Raw genomic sequence first — 18,966 nt, forward strand, 5'->3', positions numbered from 1 at the left:
TGCGGAACATCACGTATATCCAGCCCACGAAACGCAGGCGGCCACCGGCCATCGACCGCTGCGGCGGCCGGAACGCTGAGCGACCGGCGGCCGCGCCGCGGGCGCGCTCCGACCGCCGCCGCAGGATTTGGGACTACGACAATGCTGTTCTGGGCTTTCCTTCTGAAGCGCTACCGGATGTGGCGCGTGTACCGCGAGACCTTCGTCGAGCTGACGAGCCTCGACGACCGCACCCTGGCCGACGTCAATCTCGGCCGCGGCGACATCGAGCGGGTCGCGCGCCGCGCCGCCCGCGAGGCCGTCGCCGCCTGATCTTCCGATCGGCGGGATGACGACAAAAAGGCCCCGGCTTCCGCAGCCGGGGCTTTTTTCATGCGCGGATTTGCGTCAAACCCGGACCTTCACATAGGCGCCCGGCGCGTCGTCGATCGCGGGGTAGGGGCCTTCGCCCGGAACGCGCGCCGGCACGGCGGTGGCGTCGGACGCGGCGAGCCAGGCGCGCCAGTCCGGCCACCACGAGCCGGGACGCTCCTCCGCCTTCGCGAACCAGTCCTCGAACGCGCCCGCGGGCTCCTCGCCCACCCAGTGCTGGTACTTCATCTTGGCCGGTGGGTTCACCACGCCCGCGATGTGGCCGGAGCCGGCGAGCACGAAGCGCACCGGGCCGCCGAACATGGTCGCGCCGAGGAAGGCCGAGCGGGCCGGGGCGATGTGGTCTTCCCGGGTCGCGAGCTCATAGACCGGAACCTTCACCTTGCCGAGGTCAAGGACCTCGCCCGCGATCTCCATGCGGCCCTGCGCCAGGTCGTTGTTGAGGTAACAGCCGCGCAGGTAGAACGAGTGGTTCGCAGCCGGCATCCGGGTGGTGTCGGAGTTCCAGTACAAGAGGTCGAACGGGAAGGGCGCCTTGCCCTTCATGTAGTTGTTGACGACGTAGGGCCAGATCAGGTCGTTCGAGCGCAGCATGTTGAACGCGTTCGCCATGCTGGAGCCTTCGAGGAAGCCGAAGGCCGCCATCTTCGCCTCCACCGCGGCCACCTGCGCCTCGTCCACGAACACCTTCAGGTCGCCGGCGTGGGTGAAGTCCACCTGCGTGGTGAGAAAGGTGGCGCTCGCGATGCGCTGGTCGTCACGCGCCGCCATGTAGGCCAGCGTCACCGCGAGCAGCGTGCCGCCGACGCAGTAGCCGACGGCGTCGACCTGCTCGGCGCCGGTCGCCGCGCGCGCGACGTCGACCGCGGTCATCACGCCGTCGCGCATGTAGTCGTCGAAGCTCTTGGCGGCGTGGCGGGCGTCGGGGTTCACCCACGACACGCAGAACACCGTCAGTCCCTGGTCGACGCACCACTTGATGAAGCTCTTCTCGGGCGTCAGGTCGAGAATGTAGAACTTGTTGATCCACGGCGGCACGATCAGCACCGGCCGCGTGCGCGTCATCGCCGTCGTCGGCGCGTATTGGATCAGCTCCATCAGCTCGTTGCGGAAAATGACTTTGCCCGGCGTGGTGGCGAGGTTGCGGCCGACCTCGAAATTGGCGTTGTCGGTCTGCCGGATGCGCAGATCGCCGTTTCCGGCCGCGATGTCCTCGGCGAGCATCTGCATGCCGCGGACAAGGTTCTCGCCCTTCTGGGCGAAGGTCTCGCGCAGCAGCTCCGGGTTGGTCGGCACGAAGTTCGACGGCGACACCGCGTTCGCGATCTGCCGCACGTAGAAGGCCGCCTTCTGGCGTGTGTGGGGGTCGAGCTCATGCGCCTCGTCCACCATGCGTTCGGCCCAGCGGGCGGAGTGGAGATAGGCCTGCTTCAGGAAGTCGAAGAAAGGGTTCTGCGACCATTCCGGATCCCTGAAGCGCGCGTCCTTGGGGTCGGGCGCCGCGGTGGGCGGCGCCTGTTCGCCGGAGAAGCGCCGCAGCGTTCCGGTCCACAGGTCGAGGAAGCCGGTGGTGAAGGCCTTCTGCGCCTCGACGGTGCGCGACGGGTCGGCCATCCAGCGCTCGGCGACCTGGCCGATGGTCTTCACCACGTCGACGATCTCGTCGGTCGCCGCGAACGGGCGCTCGCCGCTCTCGCGCGGGCGCATGTAGGCGGACATCGCCCGCCCACCCTCTTCGTAGAGCCGCGCCATGTTGGCCGCGAACGTCTCGACGTCGGCGGTGAGGAACGGGTTCGCGTCGGGCGCTTCCGCTCCGCCGGCGGAGGACGACGACCGTGGCGCCTGGGCCGGCCGCGGCTCCGCCGCCTGAGCGGTCTTCGGAGCACGCCGTTTCGGCTTCGGGGCCTTCGCGGGATCCCGGGCGGTTTCGCGCGCGGGGGCGGATTTCGCGGGTCGGGCGCCTTGCGTCTTCGGCTTTGCGGCGGCCGGCCGCCGGGTTCCGGACGCCGCGGCGGGCTTCGGCGCGGCCTCGTCCGGCGCGCGGGGCTCGGCCGGGGGCGGCGGCGCCTCGGCCTTGCTCGTCCTCATGGTCTGCGGTTGCCGTCCGGGCTTCGAGGCCTTCGCGCGCCGCGCCGGCGCAGCGGGAGCCGTCGAGCGCTCGACCGCGTTCCGAGCCATAGACCCATACCCTCCCAAGGATCCCGCGGTTGCGGCGCGTCTTGCGCGCCGCTCCACGGGTTGCTTCGTAACCGCTTCCCATGACAATAGGCGCAACCCGCGCCGCGCGTCACGTGCGGCATGGGCGGTCGGCCCCCGAAATCGGGCCGGGATCGTTCCCGTGTCGAGACCCAGCCCATGAGCGTTTCACGGCCCGCTTTCGCCGTCGTCCTTGTCGCCGGCTGCGGCCTGCTGCTCGGGGGCTGCGATCTCGAGAAGTACCGCGGCACGCGGGGGCTGCCGCCGGCTCCCGACAATCTGGCCTATCCGAACGTCAACGTGACGCCGCCCCAGCGTCCCGGAACGCTGCGGACGCCCGAAGAGCAGAAAAAGCTCGAGGCGGACCTGCTGGCGCGCAAGCGCCGCTGACAGGCCTCAGGAAGGTTCGCACCGCAGGCGCGGTCTCCGACGAATTGCCGAGAGCGGGGCCTCGCCCGCGTTTGCTCGCGATCCGGCCATACGGTATCTCGGATGATCCCTGCGCGATGGTGCGCGGGTAAGCTCCCGAATCGTGCCGCCATGACCGAATTCCATTCCGTGCGCCGTCTGCCGCCCTACGTGTTCGAACAGGTGAACCGGGTGAAGGCCGCAGCCCGGAAGGCCGGCGCCGACATCATCGACCTCGGCATGGGCAACCCGGACCTGCCGACGCCCGACCACATCAACGAGAAGCTGGTCGAGGCCGTCACCAAGCCGCGGACCAACCGCTACTCGACGTCGAAGGGCATTCCGGGGCTGCGCAAGGCCCAGGCGGCCTATTACGCCCGCCGCTTTGGCGTGACGCTGAACCCCGACACGCAGGTGGTCGCGACCCTCGGCTCCAAGGAAGGCTTCGCCAACATGGCGCAGGCCATCACAGCGCCGGGCGACGTGGTGCTGACGCCGAACCCGAGCTACCCGATCCACGCCTTCGGCTTCCTGATGGCCGGCGGCGTCATCCGCAACGTGCCGGCGACTCCGGGACCGGAGTATTTTCACGCGCTCGAACGCGCGGTGATCCATTCGGTGCCGAAGCCGATCGCGCTCATCACCTGCTTCCCGTCGAATCCGACGGCGGAAGTGGCCGACCTCGAATTCTATAAGGACGTCGTCCGCTTCGCGAAGCAGCACGACATCTTCGTGCTTTCGGATCTCGCCTATTCCGAGATCTACTTCGACGGGAACCCGCCGCCCTCGATCCTGCAGGTGCCGGGCGCGATGGACGTGGCGGTCGAGTTCACGTCGATGTCCAAGACCTATTCGATGCCGGGCTGGCGCGTCGGCTTCGCGGTCGGCAACGAGCGGCTGCTCGCCGCGCTCGCGCGGGTGAAGTCCTACCTCGATTACGGCGCCTACACCCCGATCCAGGTCGCGGCCTCGGCCGCGCTCAATGGGCCGGACGACTGCATCGCGGAGATGCGCGAAATCTACAAGAAGCGCCGCGACATCATGGTCGACACGTTCGGCCGCGCCGGCTTCACGGTGCCGAGCCCGAAGGCCTCGATGTTCGCCTGGGCGCCGATCCCCGAGAAGTTCCGCTCGCTCGGCAGCCTGGAGTTCTCGAAGCTGCTGGTGGAGAAGGCCCATGTGGCGGTGGCGCCGGGCATCGGCTTCGGCGAGCACGGCGACGAGTTCGTGCGCATCGCGCTGGTCGAGAACGAGCACCGCATCCGGCAGGCGGCGCGATCGATCCGCCGCTTCCTTGAAACTGCGGACGAGACGTTGCACAACGTCGTCCCGCTCGCCGCGGCGCGCTGAGGGGACCGAACGTCGCGACGGTCCTCCCGCCGCGGCGTTCCTTCTCCTGAACGCATTCGGATGTCCTCATGGCGGAACCTCTGAGGGTCGGCGTCGCCGGCCTTGGCACGGTCGGGTCGTCCGTCGTGCGCATTCTCGGCGCCAAGGCTGAGGAGCTCGCGGCGCGCGCCGGTCGCCCGATCGTCGTCACCGCGGTCTCGGCCCGCGAGAAGGGTCGCGACCGGAAACTCCCTCTCGACGGCGTCGCCTGGCACATGGACGCGACCCAGCTCGCGCGCTCGAATGACGTCGACTTGGTGGTGGAGCTGATCGGGGGCGCCGAGGGCGCCGCCCGCGGCTGCGTCGAGACTGCGATCGAGTTCGGCCGCCCGGTCGTCACCGCCAACAAGGCGCTGCTCGCCCGGCACGGCCTCGCCATCGCGACCGCCGCCGAGCAGAAGGGCGTCGCGGTCGGGTTCGAGGCGGCGGTCGCCGGAGGCATCCCGATCGTGAAAGCCCTGCGGGAAGGTCTGTCGGCGAACAGCCTCAACCGCGTCTTCGGCATCCTGAATGGCACGTGTAACTACATCCTGACGCGCATGGAGCGCGAGAAGCTCGGTTTCGCCGAGTGCCTCGCCGACGCGCAGAAGCTCGGCTACGCCGAGGCGGACCCGACCTTCGACGTCGGCGGGTTCGACACCGCGCACAAGCTGGCGCTGCTCGCGGCCCTCGCCTTCGGCGTCGCTCCCGATCCGGACGGCATCTATGTCGAAGGCATAACCTCGATCACGCCGTTCGATCTCGCCATGGCCGAGGAGCTCGGCTACCGCGTGAAGCTCCTCGGCGTCGCGACCCGCACCGACTCTGGCGTCGAGCAGCGCGTGCATCCCTCGATGCTGCCGAAAGACGCCGCGGTCGCCCGCGTCGACGGCGTCACCAACGCGGTCGAGATCGACGGCGACGTGGTCGGCGCGCTGGTGTTCGCCGGGCCCGGCGCCGGTGGCGACGCCACCGCTTCGGCCGTGATCGCCGACATCGTCGACATCGCCCGCGGCCTTCGCATGCCGGCCTTCGGCGTGCCGGCCGCCAGCCTCGCCGCGCCGACGCGCGCGCCGATGAGCCGCCACGAGGGCGGCTATTACATCCGCCTGTCGGTCATCGACCGCCCGGGCGCCGCCGCGGCGATCGCCGCGCGCATGGCGGAGCAGGGAATCTCGCTCAAGAGCATCGTGCAGCGAGGCCGCGAGCCCGACAGCGACGCGCCGGGCGTGGATCCGGTGGCGGTCGTGCTGATCACCTACGCCACAGCGGAGGCCGCGCTACGCGCCGCTTTGGACGCGATTGAGGCGGACGGTCACATCGACGGCGCCCCGCAGGTGATACGGATCGAGAAGCGCTGATCCGAAAGGCGCAGCCGCTTTTCGCCCGCCGCGCTTGATCGCATGGTCGGCGACATGTTCGAATCGACTGGACAAGCCGCGACGGCTCCGGTCGTTCGCATCGCGTCGCGGGCGGTTCCGATGTGTTCGGGCCGGAGGCCATGCGCGGCGGGAGCCGCGCGATTCGGGGAGCGGGGACGTGGTGAAGAAGCTGGCGGCGAGAGCCGTGCATCCGTCCATCGTGGAGGACCGGCCCGACATCGACGCGGTCGACGTGATCGACCGCGCTTTGACGATCGAACTCGTGCGGGTCACGGAGCGCGCCGCCGTGGCGGCCGCGCGGCTGCGGGGGCGGGGCGACGAGCGTGCGGCGGACGAGGCCGCGGTCTCCGCCATGCGCCGCGAGCTGGACCGGCTGCCGGTCTGCGGCACGGTGGTGATCGGCGAAGGCGAGAGCGACGAGGCGCCGCTGTTGTGGATCGGCGAGCAGGTCGGAACCGGGCAGGGGCCGCGGGTCGACATCGCGCTCGATCCGCTGGAGGGCGCGACGCTCTGCGCCAAGGCGCAGCCGAACGCGATCGCGGTTCTGGCGCTCGCCGAAGCCGGTTCGCTGCTGAAGGCGCCCAACGTCTACATGGACAAGATTGCGATCGGGCCGGGCTACCCACCGGGCACGGTCCGGCTCGACCGTGCGCCGGCTGAGAACCTCGCCTCGCTCGCGGCCGCCAAAGGGGTTGAGGTGTCGCAGCTCACCGCCTGCATCCTCGACCGGCCGCGGCATCTCCGCCTGATCGACGCGGTGCGCGCGGCCGGCGCCGCGATCCGCCTGATCACGGACGGCGACGTCGCGGGCGTCATCCATACGACCGATCCCGAAGAGACCGGCATAGACATCTACCTCGGCGTCGGGGGCGCGCCCGAGGGCGTGCTCGCGGCCGCCGCGTTGCGCTGCACCGGCGGGCAGATGCAGGCCCGCCTGCTGCTGGACCAGCCCGAGAGCCGCCGTCTTGCGGCCGCGGTCGGGATAAAAGATTTCAGCAAGATCTATGATCTCAGCGAGATGGCGCGCGGCGACGTGCTGTTCGCGGCCACCGGCGTCACTGACGGCGGCCTGCTCTCCGGCGTGCGGTTCGGCCGGCGCGGCGTCACGACGGAGACGCTGGTGATGCGCTCCTCCACCGGCACCACGCGGCGCATCCGCGCCGAACACGCGCAAACGGAGAAGTTCCATCTCGATTGAGGTCCGCCGCCCCCCGGCGGAGGCCTTCCTCGGCGTGGAGGCCTCGTTCGGCGGCCGCGCCTGGCGCGACCGGCTGGACGCGCGCGGCCGCGCGGTCGCCGCGGAGATCGCGCGACACCACCCCGTGTCAGACCTCCTCGCGCGGGTGCTCGCGGGCCGCGGGGTGGCGACCGCGGACGTCGCGGAGCATCTCGACCCCTCGATCCGCCGGCAGATGCCGGATCCCGACACTTTGACCGACATGACGGCGGCCGCTTCGCGCCTCGCAGACGCCGCCGAACGTGCGGAGAAGGTCGCCATTTTTGGCGACTACGACGTCGACGGCGCGACCTCGACCGCGCTGCTGGCGGACATGCTGGGCCATGCCGGCTGCGATGTCCGCACCCACATCCCCGACCGCATCTTCGAGGGCTACGGCCCGAACGTCGCCGCGATCGACATGCTCGCGGACGCCGGCGCGACGCTGCTGATCACCGCGGACTGCGGCTCCACCAGCTTCGAGCCGCTGGCCCACGCGAAGGCGCGCGGCATGGACGTCGTGGTCGTCGACCATCACCAGGTCGGCGCGACCCTTCCGGAGGTCGCCGCGCTGGTGAACCCGAACCGGCAGGACGATCTCTCCGGTCTCGGCCATCTCGCGGCCTGCGGCGTCGCCTTCATGACGCTGGTCGCGACCAGCCGCGAACTGCGCCGCCGCGGCTTCTGGGCGGTGAGGGGCGGGGAGCCCGACCTGCTGGCCGGGCTCGACCTCGTGGCGCTCGGCACCGTCGCCGACGTGGTGCCGCTCAAGGGCCTCAACCGCGCCTTCGTCGCGAAGGGCCTGATCGCGCTGCGCGGCCGGGGACGCGTCGGCCTCCGGGCGCTGATGGACGTCGCCAGGCTCGACGGCCCGCCGACGCCCTACCATCTCGGCTTCCTGCTCGGCCCGCGCGTTAACGCCGGCGGACGGATCGGCGACGCCGGGCTCGGCTGCCGGTTGATGCTCTGCGACGACGAACCGGCCGCCGCCGCGATCGCAGCCGAACTCGACCGCCTTAACGGCGAGCGTCAGGCGATCGAGCGCGTCACCCTCGACGAGGCGATGGCCGAGGCCCAGGCCGCGCTCGGCCTCGACGAGGAGGGCGGGTCGACCGTCGTCGTCTCAGGCGAGGGCTGGCACGCCGGCGTGGTCGGGCTGGTGGCAGCGCGGCTGAAGGAGCGCTTCCGCCGTCCGGCCTTCGCGGTGGCCTTCGGGCCGGACGGCGTCGGCACCGGATCCGGACGTTCGCTGCCGGGCGTCGATCTTGGCGCCACGGTGCGCGCAGCGGTCGAGGAGGGCCTTCTGGTCAAGGGCGGCGGCCACGCCATGGCGGCTGGCGTTACGCTGAAGGCGGACCGGCTCGGCGCGTTCCGCGCCTTCCTCGAGGAGCGTCTCGACGCCGCCGTGGCGGTTGCGCGCGCCGACCGCTCGCTCAGGATCGACGCCGCGCTCACGGCCGCCGCCGCGACGCCGGAGCTGGTGCGCGATCTCGACCGCGCGGGCCCCTTCGGCTCGGGCGCGCCGGAGCCGATGCTGGCGCTGCCCGCCCACATCGTCGCTTCCGCCGACGTGGTCGGGCAGGGGCATGTGCGGCTCAGGCTCCGCGCCGGCGACGGGGCTTCCGTCGGCGCGATCGCCTTCCGCGCGGCGGACGGCGATCTTGGCCGCGCGCTGCTGGACGCCCGCGGCGCGCGCGTCCATGTGGCCGGCAGTCTCGGCGTCGACCGCTGGGGCGGGTCGGAACGGGCGAGCCTCAGGGTGCTCGATGCGGCGCCCGCCGAGCGCTGACCGCGAGAAGTCTCGCGTCTCGCCACTCGATCTTCACGATTTGCGGCTCTATGTGCTTGGAGCGCGACGGCTTCCGCCGTCGTCTGAGCCTACTGGAGCGACGTGACCGACATCGCCACGCCCCCCGCCACCGCCGGCGAGCCGTCGCCAGAGCGCCAGCATCGCGGCTTCTCGCAGGTGCTGCGCGAACTCGCCGACGGCTCCGAGCCCCGCATCAGCGTCGCCGCGATCCTCGACGCCTTCGGCGACCGCGCTTTCGGGGCGCTGCTGCTGATGTTCGCGCTGCCGAACGCGCTGCCGATGCCGCCGGGCACCTCGGCGGTGCTTGGCGCGCCGCTGGTCTTCATCGCGCTGCAGCTCATGGTCGGCGCGCAGCGGCTTTGGCTGCCGCGCTTCATCACGCAGCGCTCGATGCGCCGCGAGGACTTTCAGGCGCTCACCCGCAAGGTCGTGCCCTGGGTGAACAAGCTGGAGCGGCTGCTGAAGCCGCGCGCCGAGGTGATGACGACCTATGTCGCGGACCGCCTGACGGGCCTCGCCTGCTTCGTGCTCTCGCTGATCCTCGTGCTGCCGATCCCCTTCGGCAACATGCCGCCGGCGATCGCGATCTCGGCTTTCGCGCTCGGAGTGATCGAACGCGACGGCGTCGCCATCGGCGTCGGCTGGGCGGCGACCGCCGCAAGCTTCGCGATCCTGGGCGCGCTGTCGACGGCGATCGTGAAGGGCGTGGAGTATTTCGCCGGTCCGCTGCTTCGCCTGTTTGGGGGCTGATCGGCGCACTTGCGGCGCCGTCCGAACCCCCCTATACGTCCCGCCGCAAGCGCCCTTCGTCTATCGGTTAGGACGTCAGCCTTTCACGCTGAAAAGACGGGTTCGACTCCCGTAGGGCGCGCCACTTCGCGAAAATAGTCCGACGTCACGACGTCCTACGGATGGAATGCGCGAGCCGTTCCGGCACGTTCGCGCTTTTGGGCGTTTGTCTGCCGTGAGCGCTGCGATTCCCGCCCAAGCTTCAGACCAGCCCTTGACTCCTTTTCAAGCCGGGGTTTGATAGAAGAACAAACAGGAAACAAAAATGCTCGCGGCGCACGAGATCGCTCTTGCACGATTGCGGAAAGACGTCGCCGCGCTGGAGCCCGGCGCCTGCCGGCGCGGCGGCGCGTCGTTCCGCCTCGGCTTGCCGACGCTCGACGCGGCGCTCGGCGGCGGGCTGGCCCGCGGCGTCCTGCATGAGGTCTACGCCCGCGGGCAGCAGGACGTTGCGGCCGCCGCCGGGTTCGGGCTCGGCGTCGCTTTGAGGGCCGCCGACGGACGGGCGCTGGTCTGGGCGCGGCAGGACCTCTTGGACATTGAAGCGGGCGCGCTCTACGGCGACGGGCTCGCCGCATTCGGCGCCGACCCGAAGCGTCTGCTGGTGGTTCGCGCGCGCGACCCGACCGGCGTTCTGCGCGCCGCGGCGGAGGCCGCGCGTTGCGCGGCGGTCGGGGCCGCGGTCATCGAAATCTGGGGCGAGCCGAAGACGCTCGATCTGAACTCAAGCCGGCGGCTGACGCTTGCGGCCGGCGCCTCGGGCGTCACCGTCGTCATGATCCGGCTCGGCGCGAAGCCCGCTCCGAGCGCCGCGACCAGCCGGTGGGGCGTGGCCGCCGCCGCCTCCGCGCCGCTTGAGGCGAACGCTCCGGGCCGCCCGGCCTTCGAAGCCGCCTTGCTGCGTCATCGGGCCGGAGTCGGTCCACGAACCTGGCGTCTGGAGTGGGACCGTGACCGCGCATCCTTCGAGTCTGCGCCGCTATCTCGCTTTGTGGTTTCCGTTCCTGCCGGCGGACCGGCTGTTGCGGATGACGGCGCGCCATGGCGGCGCGCCGGCTGAACCGCTCGTCCTCGTCCATTCCGTCAAGGGAGCGTTGCGGCTCGCCGCGGCGAGCCGGGAGGCCTCCGCGCTTGGCCTGACGTTTGGCCTGACGCTCGCCGACGCCCGCGCGCGCATTCCGGGCCTGGTCGCCGCCGACCACGATCCGGCGGCGGACGACGCGCTGCTCGCCCGGATGGCGGAGACGTGCGACCGCTGGACCCCGCTCGTCGCCCTCGACCCGCCGCACGGCCTGATCCTCGACATCACCGGCTGCGCTCATCTCTTTGGCGGCGAGGCCGACTTGAGGCGGCGGATCGCCGGACTTTTCCGGCGGAACGGCCTCGCGACGCGCGCCGCGATCGCCGGAACGCCCGACGCCGCGCGCGCTCTCGCGCGATACGGCCGCGTGCCGATCGCGCCTCCGGGCGGCGAGGCCGAGGCGGTCCGCCCTCTGACGGTCGCGGCGCTGGGGCTTGCGGAGGACGTGCGCCGCGCGCTCTCGCTCGCAGGTCTGACGCGCATCGCCGATCTCGCCGATCGGCCAAGCCGCCCGCTCGCCGCCCGCTTTGGCGAAGACCTGCCGACGCGGCTGCGGCGGACGCTTGGGGAAGAGGACCGACGCATCACGCCGTTGAGGCCGAGGCCTGCCTGCCGCGTGCAGCAGATGTTCGCCGAGCCGATCGCGCATAATGACGCGATCGAGGCGACGATCCGGGATCTGCTCGGCAAGGCGATGGAGCTGCTCGAAGCCGCCGGCCAGGGTGGCCGCGCCTTCGAGGCGAGTTTTTTCCGGACCGACGGGGCGGTGCGGCGCGTCGACGTCGCGACGGGACGGCCGACGCGGGACGTCGCCGCCGTGCTTCGCCTCCTGCGGGCCCGGATCGAGGCGCTCGCCGATCCGCTCGATCCGGGCTTCGGCTTCGACCTCATCCGGCTCGCGGTCCCCGTCGCCGAGCCGCTGGCGCAGCTTCAGCCGCAGTTCGACGGCGAAACGCGGGAAGATGAAGCGGTCTCCGATCTGGTCGATCGGCTCGTGGCGCGCTTCGGCGCGTCCCGCGTCCTCCGATTTTCGGCCGCCGACAGCCACGATCCGACGCGCGCTTCGCGGCTCGTTCCCGCGACGTCCCTTGTGGCGGCGACGTCTGCGTCGCCCCCGCCCGAAGAACCGGGGGAGCCGCCTCTGCGTCCCTTGCGCATGTTCGATCCTCCGCAGCCCATCGAAACGCTCGCCGAGACGCCGGACGGGCCGCCGCTGCGGTTCCGCTGGCGGCGCGTGCTCCATAGCGTCGCGCGCGCCGAAGGGCCGGAGCGGATCGCGCCGGAGTGGTGGCGGGAGCCGGATGCGCCGACGCGCGACTATTACCGCGTCGAGGACGCGGAAGGCCGCCGATTCTGGGTGTTCCGCGCCGGCCTTTACGAGCGCGAGACCGACCGGCCGCGCTGGTACCTGCACGGACTGTTCGCATGACGGGCGCCGTCCCGCCTTACGCGGAGCTCGCGGCCGCGACCAATTTCTCCTTCCTGCGCGGCGCGGCGCCCCCGCAGCACATGCTGCTGACGGCGCTGCTGCTGGGCCAGACCGGAATCGGAATCGCGGACCGCAACACGGTGGCGGGCGTCGTGCGCGCCTACAGCGCGCTGAAGCAGCTGCGGCTGGAAGGCGCGCCGCCGCCCGAAAAGGTCCGCGAAGGATCGGGGCCCGGAGAGCACGTCTTCATCGAGAGTCCCTGGACGCCCGCCGAGCCGTTCACGCGCGACGCGCTCAGGCGCCGCGCCAAGGCGTTCAAGCTCGTGGTCGGCGCGCGGCTTGTCTTCGCCGATGGCGCGCCGGACGTGATCGCCTATCCCGTGGACCGCGCAGGCTGGGGCCGGCTCTGCCGTCTCCTCACCCTAGGAAATCGCCGCGCCAAGAAAGGCGACTGCATCCTGCGTCTCGACGACCTGCTCGCCGACGCCCGGGGGCTTCTTCTTATCGTCATGCCTGAACGCCGCCTCAGCGGGCTTTCCGCCACGCTGTCGCGGATCGAGGAGGCCGCCCCAGGAGCCGTATGGCTGGGGGCGGCGCTGCACCGGCGCGGCGACGACCTGCGGCGGCTCGCCCGGCTCAAATCGATCTCCGCGGACGCAGGCGTCCCCCTGATCGCGGTGAACGACGCGCTCTATGACGAGCCCGGCGCGCGCGACCTGCAGGACATCCTCACCTGCATCCGGGAGGGCAAGACCGTCGAAACGGCAGGGCGGCTGCTCGACGCGAACGCCGAGCGGCACCTCAAGCCGCCCGAAGAGATGGCGCGTCTGTTCCGCGAAGCGCCCGAGGCGATCGCCGAAACGCAGAACCTGCTCGTGCGCGTCGATTTCTCGCTCGCCGACCTGAAATACGACTACCCCGAGGAGCCGGTCCCGCCCGGCTGGGAGCCGCAGGACTGGCTGGAGGAGCAGACCTGGCGCCGCGCCGCGATCCGCTATCCTGGCGGCGTGCCCGAGAAGGTCGAGGCGCTGCTGCGCGACGAACTCGCCCTCATCAAGAAGCTCGACTACGCCCGCTATTTCCTGACGATCCTCGACATCGTGCGCGTCGCCGAGGACAAGGGCATCCTTTGCCAGGGGCGCGGGTCGGCGGCCAACTCCGCCGTCTGCTACGCGCTCGGGATCACGGCCGTAGACCCGGCCGAGCACGATCTCCTGTTCGCCCGCTTCCTCTCGGAGGAGAGGCGCGAGCCGCCCGACATCGACGTCGATTTCGAGCACGAGCGGCGCGAGGAGATCATCCAGCACATCTACGCCCGCTATGGGCGGGAGCGGGCCGGGATCGCCGCGACCGTCATCAGCTACAGGCCGCGCAGCGCCATGCGCGAAGTCGGCAAGGCGCTCGGCCTGACGGAGGACGTCACCGCCCGCCTCGCGTCGACCCAGTGGGGAAGCTGGGGAACGGACATCAAGGACGCGCACATCCGTCAGACCGGGCTCGACCCTCAAAACCCCGCCATCCGCCGCGCGCTCGATCTCGCCCGCCGCCTGCTCGGCTTTCCCCGTCACCTTTCGCAGCACGTCGGCGGCTTCGTGCTGACCCGCGGCCGGCTCGACGACACCGTGCCGATCGGCAACGCCGCGATGGCGGACCGCACCTTCATCGAATGGGACAAGGACGACATCGACGAACTCGGCCTGATGAAGATCGACGTGCTCGCGCTCGGCATGCTGACCTGCATCCGCAAGGCGTTCGATCTCATCCGCGAAAATGGCGGTCCGGATCTCGGCCTCGCCGACATCCCGCAGAACGATCAGGCCGTCTACGAGATGCTGCAAAGGGCGGATTCGCTCGGCGTGTTCCAGGTCGAGAGCCGCGCGCAGATGAACATGCTGCCGCGGCTGAAGCCGAAGGAGTTTTATGACCTCGTCATCCAGGTCGCGATCGTGCGGCCCGGGCCGATCCAGGGCGACATGGTGCACCCCTATCTCCGGAGGCGATCGGGGCTGGAGCTGGTGGAGTACCCGTCGCCCGGGCCGGAGCACGGACCGAAGGACGAGCTCGAGAAGGTGCTCGCCAAGACGCTCGGCGTGCCGCTGTTCCAGGAGCAGGCGATGCGGCTCGCCATGGTCGCCGCCCGCTTCAGCGACATCGAAGCGAACCAGTTGCGCCGCGCCATGGCGACGTTCCGCAACGTCGGAACGATCCAGAATTTCGAGGCCATGATGGTCGAACGGATGGCGGCGCGCGGCTACGACCGGGCCTTCGCGCAGCGCTGCTTCGACCAGATCAAGGGCTTTGGCTCCTACGGGTTCCCGGAGAGCCACGCGGCGTCCTTCGCCAAGCTCGTCTATGTCTCATCCTGGATCAAACGCCATCATCCGGCGGTCTTCGGCTGCGCTCTGCTCAACGCGCAGCCCATGGGGTTCTATGCGCCCGCGCAGATCGTGCGCGACGCCTGGGAGCACGGCGTCGAGGTCCGGCCCGTCGACGTCAACCACAGCCTTTACGACAACGCGCTGGAGCGCGACGCGAAGGGGGAGCTCGCCTTGCGTCTCGGCTTTCGTCAGATAGGAGGCCTCGTCGAAGCCGACGGCCGTCAGATCGTCGACGCGCGCGGCGACGGATTCGGCGGCGTCGAGGAACTGGCGGCGTGCACCCGTCTTTCGTCCCGCGCTCTCCGCCAACTTGCGGACGCCGACGCGTTTCGCTCCTTGGGCCTCGATCGGCGAGCGGCTCTCTGGGCCGTCCGCCGCCTTCCGGACGACGCGCCGCTGCCCCTGTTCGCGGCGGCCGCCGCGCGCGAGCTCGGCGAAGAGCCGGCCGTCAACCTGCCCGCCATGCCGCTCGGCGCGCATGTGGCGGCCGACTATCAATCCCTTCGCCTCTCGCTCAAGGCCCATCCGATGCAGATTTTGCGTCCGGTCTTCGCAAGAGAAGGCGTCGTGACATGCGCGGCGACCTCGGCCCGGCCGGACAAAGCCCTCTGCCGCACGGTGGGCGTGGTTCTGGTCCGCCAGCGTCCGGGCGCCGGCAACGCGATCTTCCTTACGCTGGAGGACGAAACCGGCGTCACGAACGTCGTCCTGTGGGCGCGCACCTTCGAGAGGTTTCGCCGCGACGTGATTTCCGCGCGTCTGCTGCTCGTCGAGGGCCGCGTGCAGAAAAGCCCGGAAGGCGTGACGCATCTGATGGCCGAGCGCGTCTTCGACCGTTCCGACGAGCTCGGGCGGCTTTCGGAGGATGCGCCAGTCACGATCCAGCTCACCCGGGCCGACGAGTTCAAGCACCCTCAGCACCCGCGCGGCTCCTCAAGCCACCCGCGCAACGTCCGCGTCATGCCGAAGTCGAGGGATTTCCATTGAACGCGCCGTAGCGACGCGGAGCTTGGGAGAGATTGGCGACGTCCTGGGTGACGGCGTCGGCGGCTGAGGCTCCGGCGCATCAACCTTCGCGTGATCGGGCGGGCGTCGCAGGCGCTGACATCGTTCCGCCTCAAACGGATGGCCAAAGGTCAGCATGGTGAAGGCGTGCGGCGGGTTTCGCGTTCGGGTTCAGGGCGGTAACGGGCTGCTGTTCCGAACGTGATCGCCTCGGCGTGACGTCCACCGGCCGCAGGCGCCTCGGGGTCGGGGTTCCTTAACCATGGCCGCCGCATTTTGCTCGGAGGCGAGCCGCCGCGTCCATGACGCGCAGAGCGCGCCTCCTTTACGGTGTGGGAGCTGACGATCGTGACGGAACGGTCCATGAACTTCGGCATGATGACGCGCCGCGGCGCGATGCGTCTCGGCTTCGGCGCGGCTGCGGGCGCGCTCGCAACCGCGGCCTCCGCTCAGGAGATGATGCTGTCCTTCGACAGCCAGGCCGAGTGGAAGGACCGTTTCGACGCCTCCTCGTCCCGCGTCACCCGCACATCCGCATCGCGCACGCCGACGCTGTCGCCCGAGACGGTCCAGCAGACCGAACTTGCGATCCAGGACTACGCGTCCCTCGTGTCGCGCGGCGGCTGGAGCCGCGTGCCCGGCGGCGAGCGGCTCAAGCTCGGCTCGCGCGGCGAGCGCGTGGTCGCCCTGCGCCAGCGCCTCGCGGCCACCAACGACCTCGATCCCAATCTCGGCATGTCGCCGGTGTTCGACTCTTATGTCGAGGGCGCGGTGAAGCGCTTCCAGGCCCGCCATGGCCTGATCCCGGTCGGCGTGGTCGGCGACGACACCATGCAGTCGCTCAACATTCCGGCCGAGACCCGGCTGCGGCAGCTCGAGACCAATCTCGTGCGCATCCGCACCATGGCCGGCGGCAATCTCGGCGAGCGCTACGTGCTCTGCAACATCCCGGCGGCCGAGATCGAGGCGGTCGAGAACGGCCAGGTCGCCGCGCGCTACACCGCGGTCGTCGGCAAGGTCGATCGCGCCTCGCCGGTGCTCGACGCCAAGATCCAGCAGGTGAACTTCAACCCGTTCTGGACCGTGCCCGCCTCCATCATCCGGAAAGATCTCATCCCGATGATGCAGAAGGACCCGCAGTACCTGACGAAGAAGAAGATTCGCATCATCTCGCCGTCGGGCGAGGAGGTGCCGCCGACCGCCATCGACTGGAACACGATGGACGCGACCCGGTACATGTACCGGCAGGATCCGGGCGACGACAACTCCATGGGCGTCGTGCGCATCAACATGCCGAACAAGGATGGCGTGTACATGCACGACACGCCGTCGAAGAACCTGTTCGGCGAAAACGCCCGGTTCCATTCCTCCGGCTGCGTGCGCATCCAGAACGTCAAGGAGCTGGTCGGCTGGCTCGCCAAGAACCAGGCCGGCTGGGACCGCCGCGCGATCGACGCGGCGATCAAGTCGGGTGAGCGCATCGACATCAACCTCACGCCCTATGTGCCGGTCTACTGGCGCTACATCTCGGGCTGGGGCGGCGCCGACGGTCTGGTGCAGTTCCGCGAGGACATCTACGGGCTCGACGGCACCGGCGAACTGGCGATGGCGCGCTGACGCGCCCTTCGCCCCGGAGCCTCGACCGATGACAGACGGCCGCCCGCGCCCCCCGCAGGCGGCCGTCGCCGCATCCGGCGAGACCCTTTTCGAGATCACGATCATCGGCGCCGCCGCCCGCTGCGCAGCGATCGACGCCGCGACCGGCGTCGAAGTGGTGGTGACAGGCCCTGCGAACGCCGCGGAGACGCACCTGAAGACGCTCGCGCTCAGGAAGCTGCGCGCTCGGCTGGAGCGTTCGTGAGGCGGGTTCGCGACGTCCGCCATCCTTTTTTCGCCGTATCGCTGTCGTGTAGATTAACGCGCCCGCTGCGGGTCGCCGCGCCGACTGATGATCGAGGAGCTTTCATGAGCCAAACCACCGCCCGTCCTCAGATCGCGAGCGGCGCGCGGCGCGCGCTGGCGTTGGCGCTTGCGGCGACCGTCGCGTTCGCGCCGCTCGCCGTCGCCCCGGCGGCGGCTCGCGCCGCGCCCGAAAGCTTCGCCGATCTCGCCGAGGGGCTGCTCGACGCGGTGGTCAACATCTCCACGTCGCAGAACGCGCCGGCCGCACAGGAAAAGGCGGTGCCGAAGCCGGACGTGCCGGAGGGCTCGCCGTTCGAGGAGTTCTTCGACGAGTTCTTCAACAAGCGCGGCGGCGGCGGCGCCCCCCAGCAGCGCCAGCGCAAGCAGAGCTCGCTCGGCTCCGGCTTCGTGGTGGACCCGTCCGGGATCGTGATCACCAACAACCACGTCATCGACGGCGCGGACGAGATCACCGTGAACTTCAACGACGGCTCGAAGCTCGTCGCCGAACTCGTGGGCAAGGACACGAAGACCGACATCGCCGTGCTGCGGGTCAAGCCGCCGAAGCCGCTCAAGGCGGTGAAGTTCGGCGACGCGACCGCTTTGCGGGTCGGCGACTGGGTGCTCGCGATCGGCAACCCGTTCGGTCTCGGCGGTTCGGTCTCGGCCGGCATCGTCTCCGCCCGCAACCGCAACATCAACTCCGGCCCCTACGACAATTTTATCCAGACCGACGCCGCCATCAACCGCGGCAATTCCGGCGGCCCGCTGTTCAACACGGCCGGCGAGGTCGTGGGCATCAACACCGCGATCATCTCGCCCTCGGGCGGTTCGATCGGCATCGGCTTCTCGGTTCCCTCCACCACCGCGCAGCCGGTCGTCGACCAGCTGCTCCAGTTCGGCGAGACGCGGCGCGGCTGGATCGGGGTGCGCATCCAGGAGGTCACCGACGAGATCGCCGAAAGCCTCGGCGTGAAGGGTCCGAACAAGGGCGCGCTCATCGCCGGCGTGAACGACGAAGGCCCGGCCGACAAGGGCGGGATCGAGGCCGGCGACGTGGTGCTGAAGTTCGACGGCAAGACGGTGAAGGACGTGCGCGACCTGCCGCGGATCGTCGCCGACACGCCGATCGACCGCGACGTCGACGTGGTGGTGCTGCGCAAGGGCAAGGAAGAGACCAAGAAGCTCAAGGTCGGCCGCCTCGAGGAGGCCGCCGACGCCAAGCCGGCGGCGCTGAAGCCCGGCGGGCCGGAAGAGGCGCCCAAGACCGTTCAAGCGCTCGGGCTGACCTTCTCGGCGGTGACCGACGACCTCAAGGGACGCTTCGGCCTCAAGCCGGACGCCAAGGGCGTCGTGATCACGGATGTCGCGGAGGGCTCGAAGGCGCAGGAGAAGCAGATCCAGCCCGGCGACATCCTGGTCGAGGTTGCGCAGGAGGCGGTAGAGACGCCGGCCGATGTCTCGAAGCGGATCGAGGCGCTGAAGAAGGACGGCAAGAAGACCGCGCTGCTGTTGCTGTCCAACAAGGCCGGCGACGTGCGCTTCGTGGCGGTCTCGCTCGACTGAGCCTCGCCTCTCGGAACGACGCCGTCTTGAAGCCAGACGGCGTCGTTGAGCCGGCTTAGCTCTT

At 70.2% G+C, this 18,966-nt stretch carries 14 protein-coding genes and 1 tRNA gene; 14 read left to right on the forward strand and 1 reads right to left on the reverse strand.

From position 1 onward, the window contains the following. The first annotated feature begins 141 nt into the window (after window positions 1-141). A complete protein-coding gene (locus tag PKE78_RS12990) occupies window positions 142-312 on the forward strand; it encodes a DUF1127 domain-containing protein (protein WP_271201329.1) in 171 nt (56 codons plus the stop codon). A gap of 75 nt (window positions 313-387) precedes the next feature. Here the strand turns inward: PKE78_RS12990 and phaC are convergent, their stop codons facing one another. After that, window positions 388-2,460 (reverse strand): class I poly(R)-hydroxyalkanoic acid synthase, encoded by a 2,073-nt coding sequence (gene phaC / locus PKE78_RS12995; protein WP_271201330.1) that lies wholly within the window; start codon window positions 2,458-2,460, stop codon window positions 388-390. 267 nt (window positions 2,461-2,727) lie between these two features. Here phaC and PKE78_RS13000 point away from each other — a divergent pair, with 267 nt between their 5' ends. The 13 genes from PKE78_RS13000 (at window position 2,728) to PKE78_RS13060 (ending at window position 18,902) form a co-directional block, all read left to right on the forward strand. Then, window positions 2,728-2,958, forward strand: coding sequence for a hypothetical protein (locus PKE78_RS13000; protein ID WP_271201331.1), 231 nt, complete (start codon window positions 2,728-2,730; stop codon window positions 2,956-2,958). 150 nt (window positions 2,959-3,108) lie between these two features. Next, entirely contained in the window at window positions 3,109-4,326 is a 1,218-nt protein-coding gene (locus tag PKE78_RS13005) for an LL-diaminopimelate aminotransferase (protein ID WP_271201332.1), read from the forward strand. Window positions 4,327-4,394: 68 nt separating this feature from the next. Continuing rightward, complete coding sequence (locus tag PKE78_RS13010) at window positions 4,395-5,705, forward strand: homoserine dehydrogenase (RefSeq protein WP_271201333.1); 1,311 nt, start codon at window positions 4,395-4,397, stop codon at window positions 5,703-5,705. 238 nt (window positions 5,706-5,943) lie between these two features. Further along, on the forward strand, window positions 5,944-6,924 hold the full coding sequence (gene glpX / locus PKE78_RS13015) for a class II fructose-bisphosphatase (RefSeq protein ID WP_271201986.1): 981 nt from the start codon (window positions 5,944-5,946) through the stop codon (window positions 6,922-6,924). A gap of 34 nt (window positions 6,925-6,958) precedes the next feature. Continuing rightward, window positions 6,959-8,731 carry a single-stranded-DNA-specific exonuclease RecJ gene (recJ, locus tag PKE78_RS13020; RefSeq protein ID WP_271201334.1) on the forward strand — a complete coding sequence of 591 codons (1,773 nt, stop codon included), beginning with the start codon at window positions 6,959-6,961 and terminating at the stop codon, window positions 8,729-8,731. A 102-nt stretch (window positions 8,732-8,833) separates the two neighbouring features. Next, window positions 8,834-9,502 carry an exopolysaccharide biosynthesis protein gene (locus PKE78_RS13025; protein ID WP_271201335.1) on the forward strand — a complete coding sequence of 223 codons (669 nt, stop codon included), beginning with the start codon at window positions 8,834-8,836 and terminating at the stop codon, window positions 9,500-9,502. A 49-nt stretch (window positions 9,503-9,551) separates the two neighbouring features. Then, window positions 9,552-9,626, forward strand: a tRNA-Glu gene (locus tag PKE78_RS13030). A gap of 180 nt (window positions 9,627-9,806) precedes the next feature. Further along, window positions 9,807-10,601, forward strand: coding sequence for an ImuA family protein (locus tag PKE78_RS13035; protein ID WP_271201336.1), 795 nt, complete (start codon window positions 9,807-9,809; stop codon window positions 10,599-10,601). Beyond that, window positions 10,492-12,051, forward strand: coding sequence for a Y-family DNA polymerase (locus tag PKE78_RS13040; RefSeq protein ID WP_309299105.1), 1,560 nt, complete (start codon window positions 10,492-10,494; stop codon window positions 12,049-12,051). Before PKE78_RS13035 ends, PKE78_RS13040 begins: the two co-directional genes overlap by 110 nt. Continuing rightward, the gene (locus PKE78_RS13045; RefSeq protein ID WP_271201337.1) at window positions 12,048-15,416 is read left to right on the forward strand and encodes an error-prone DNA polymerase; all 3,369 of its coding nucleotides are present in this window, start codon (window positions 12,048-12,050) and stop codon (window positions 15,414-15,416) included. The genes PKE78_RS13040 and PKE78_RS13045 overlap by 4 nt, the downstream gene beginning before the upstream one ends. Before the next feature lie 366 nt (window positions 15,417-15,782). Beyond that, entirely contained in the window at window positions 15,783-17,051 is a 1,269-nt protein-coding gene (locus tag PKE78_RS13050) for a L,D-transpeptidase family protein (protein WP_271201338.1), read from the forward strand. Window positions 17,052-17,079: 28 nt separating this feature from the next. Beyond that, window positions 17,080-17,295: a DUF6898 family protein gene (locus PKE78_RS13055; protein WP_271201339.1), complete on the forward strand. Its 216-nt coding sequence runs from the start codon at window positions 17,080-17,082 to the stop codon at window positions 17,293-17,295. A gap of 104 nt (window positions 17,296-17,399) precedes the next feature. Next, window positions 17,400-18,902 (forward strand): Do family serine endopeptidase, encoded by a 1,503-nt coding sequence (locus tag PKE78_RS13060; RefSeq protein WP_271201340.1) that lies wholly within the window; start codon window positions 17,400-17,402, stop codon window positions 18,900-18,902. Window positions 18,903-18,966 lie beyond the last annotated feature (64 nt).

Source organism: Methylopila turkensis (genome assembly GCF_027922325.1).
GTDB lineage: Bacteria > Pseudomonadota > Alphaproteobacteria > Rhizobiales > Methylopilaceae > Methylopila > Methylopila turkensis.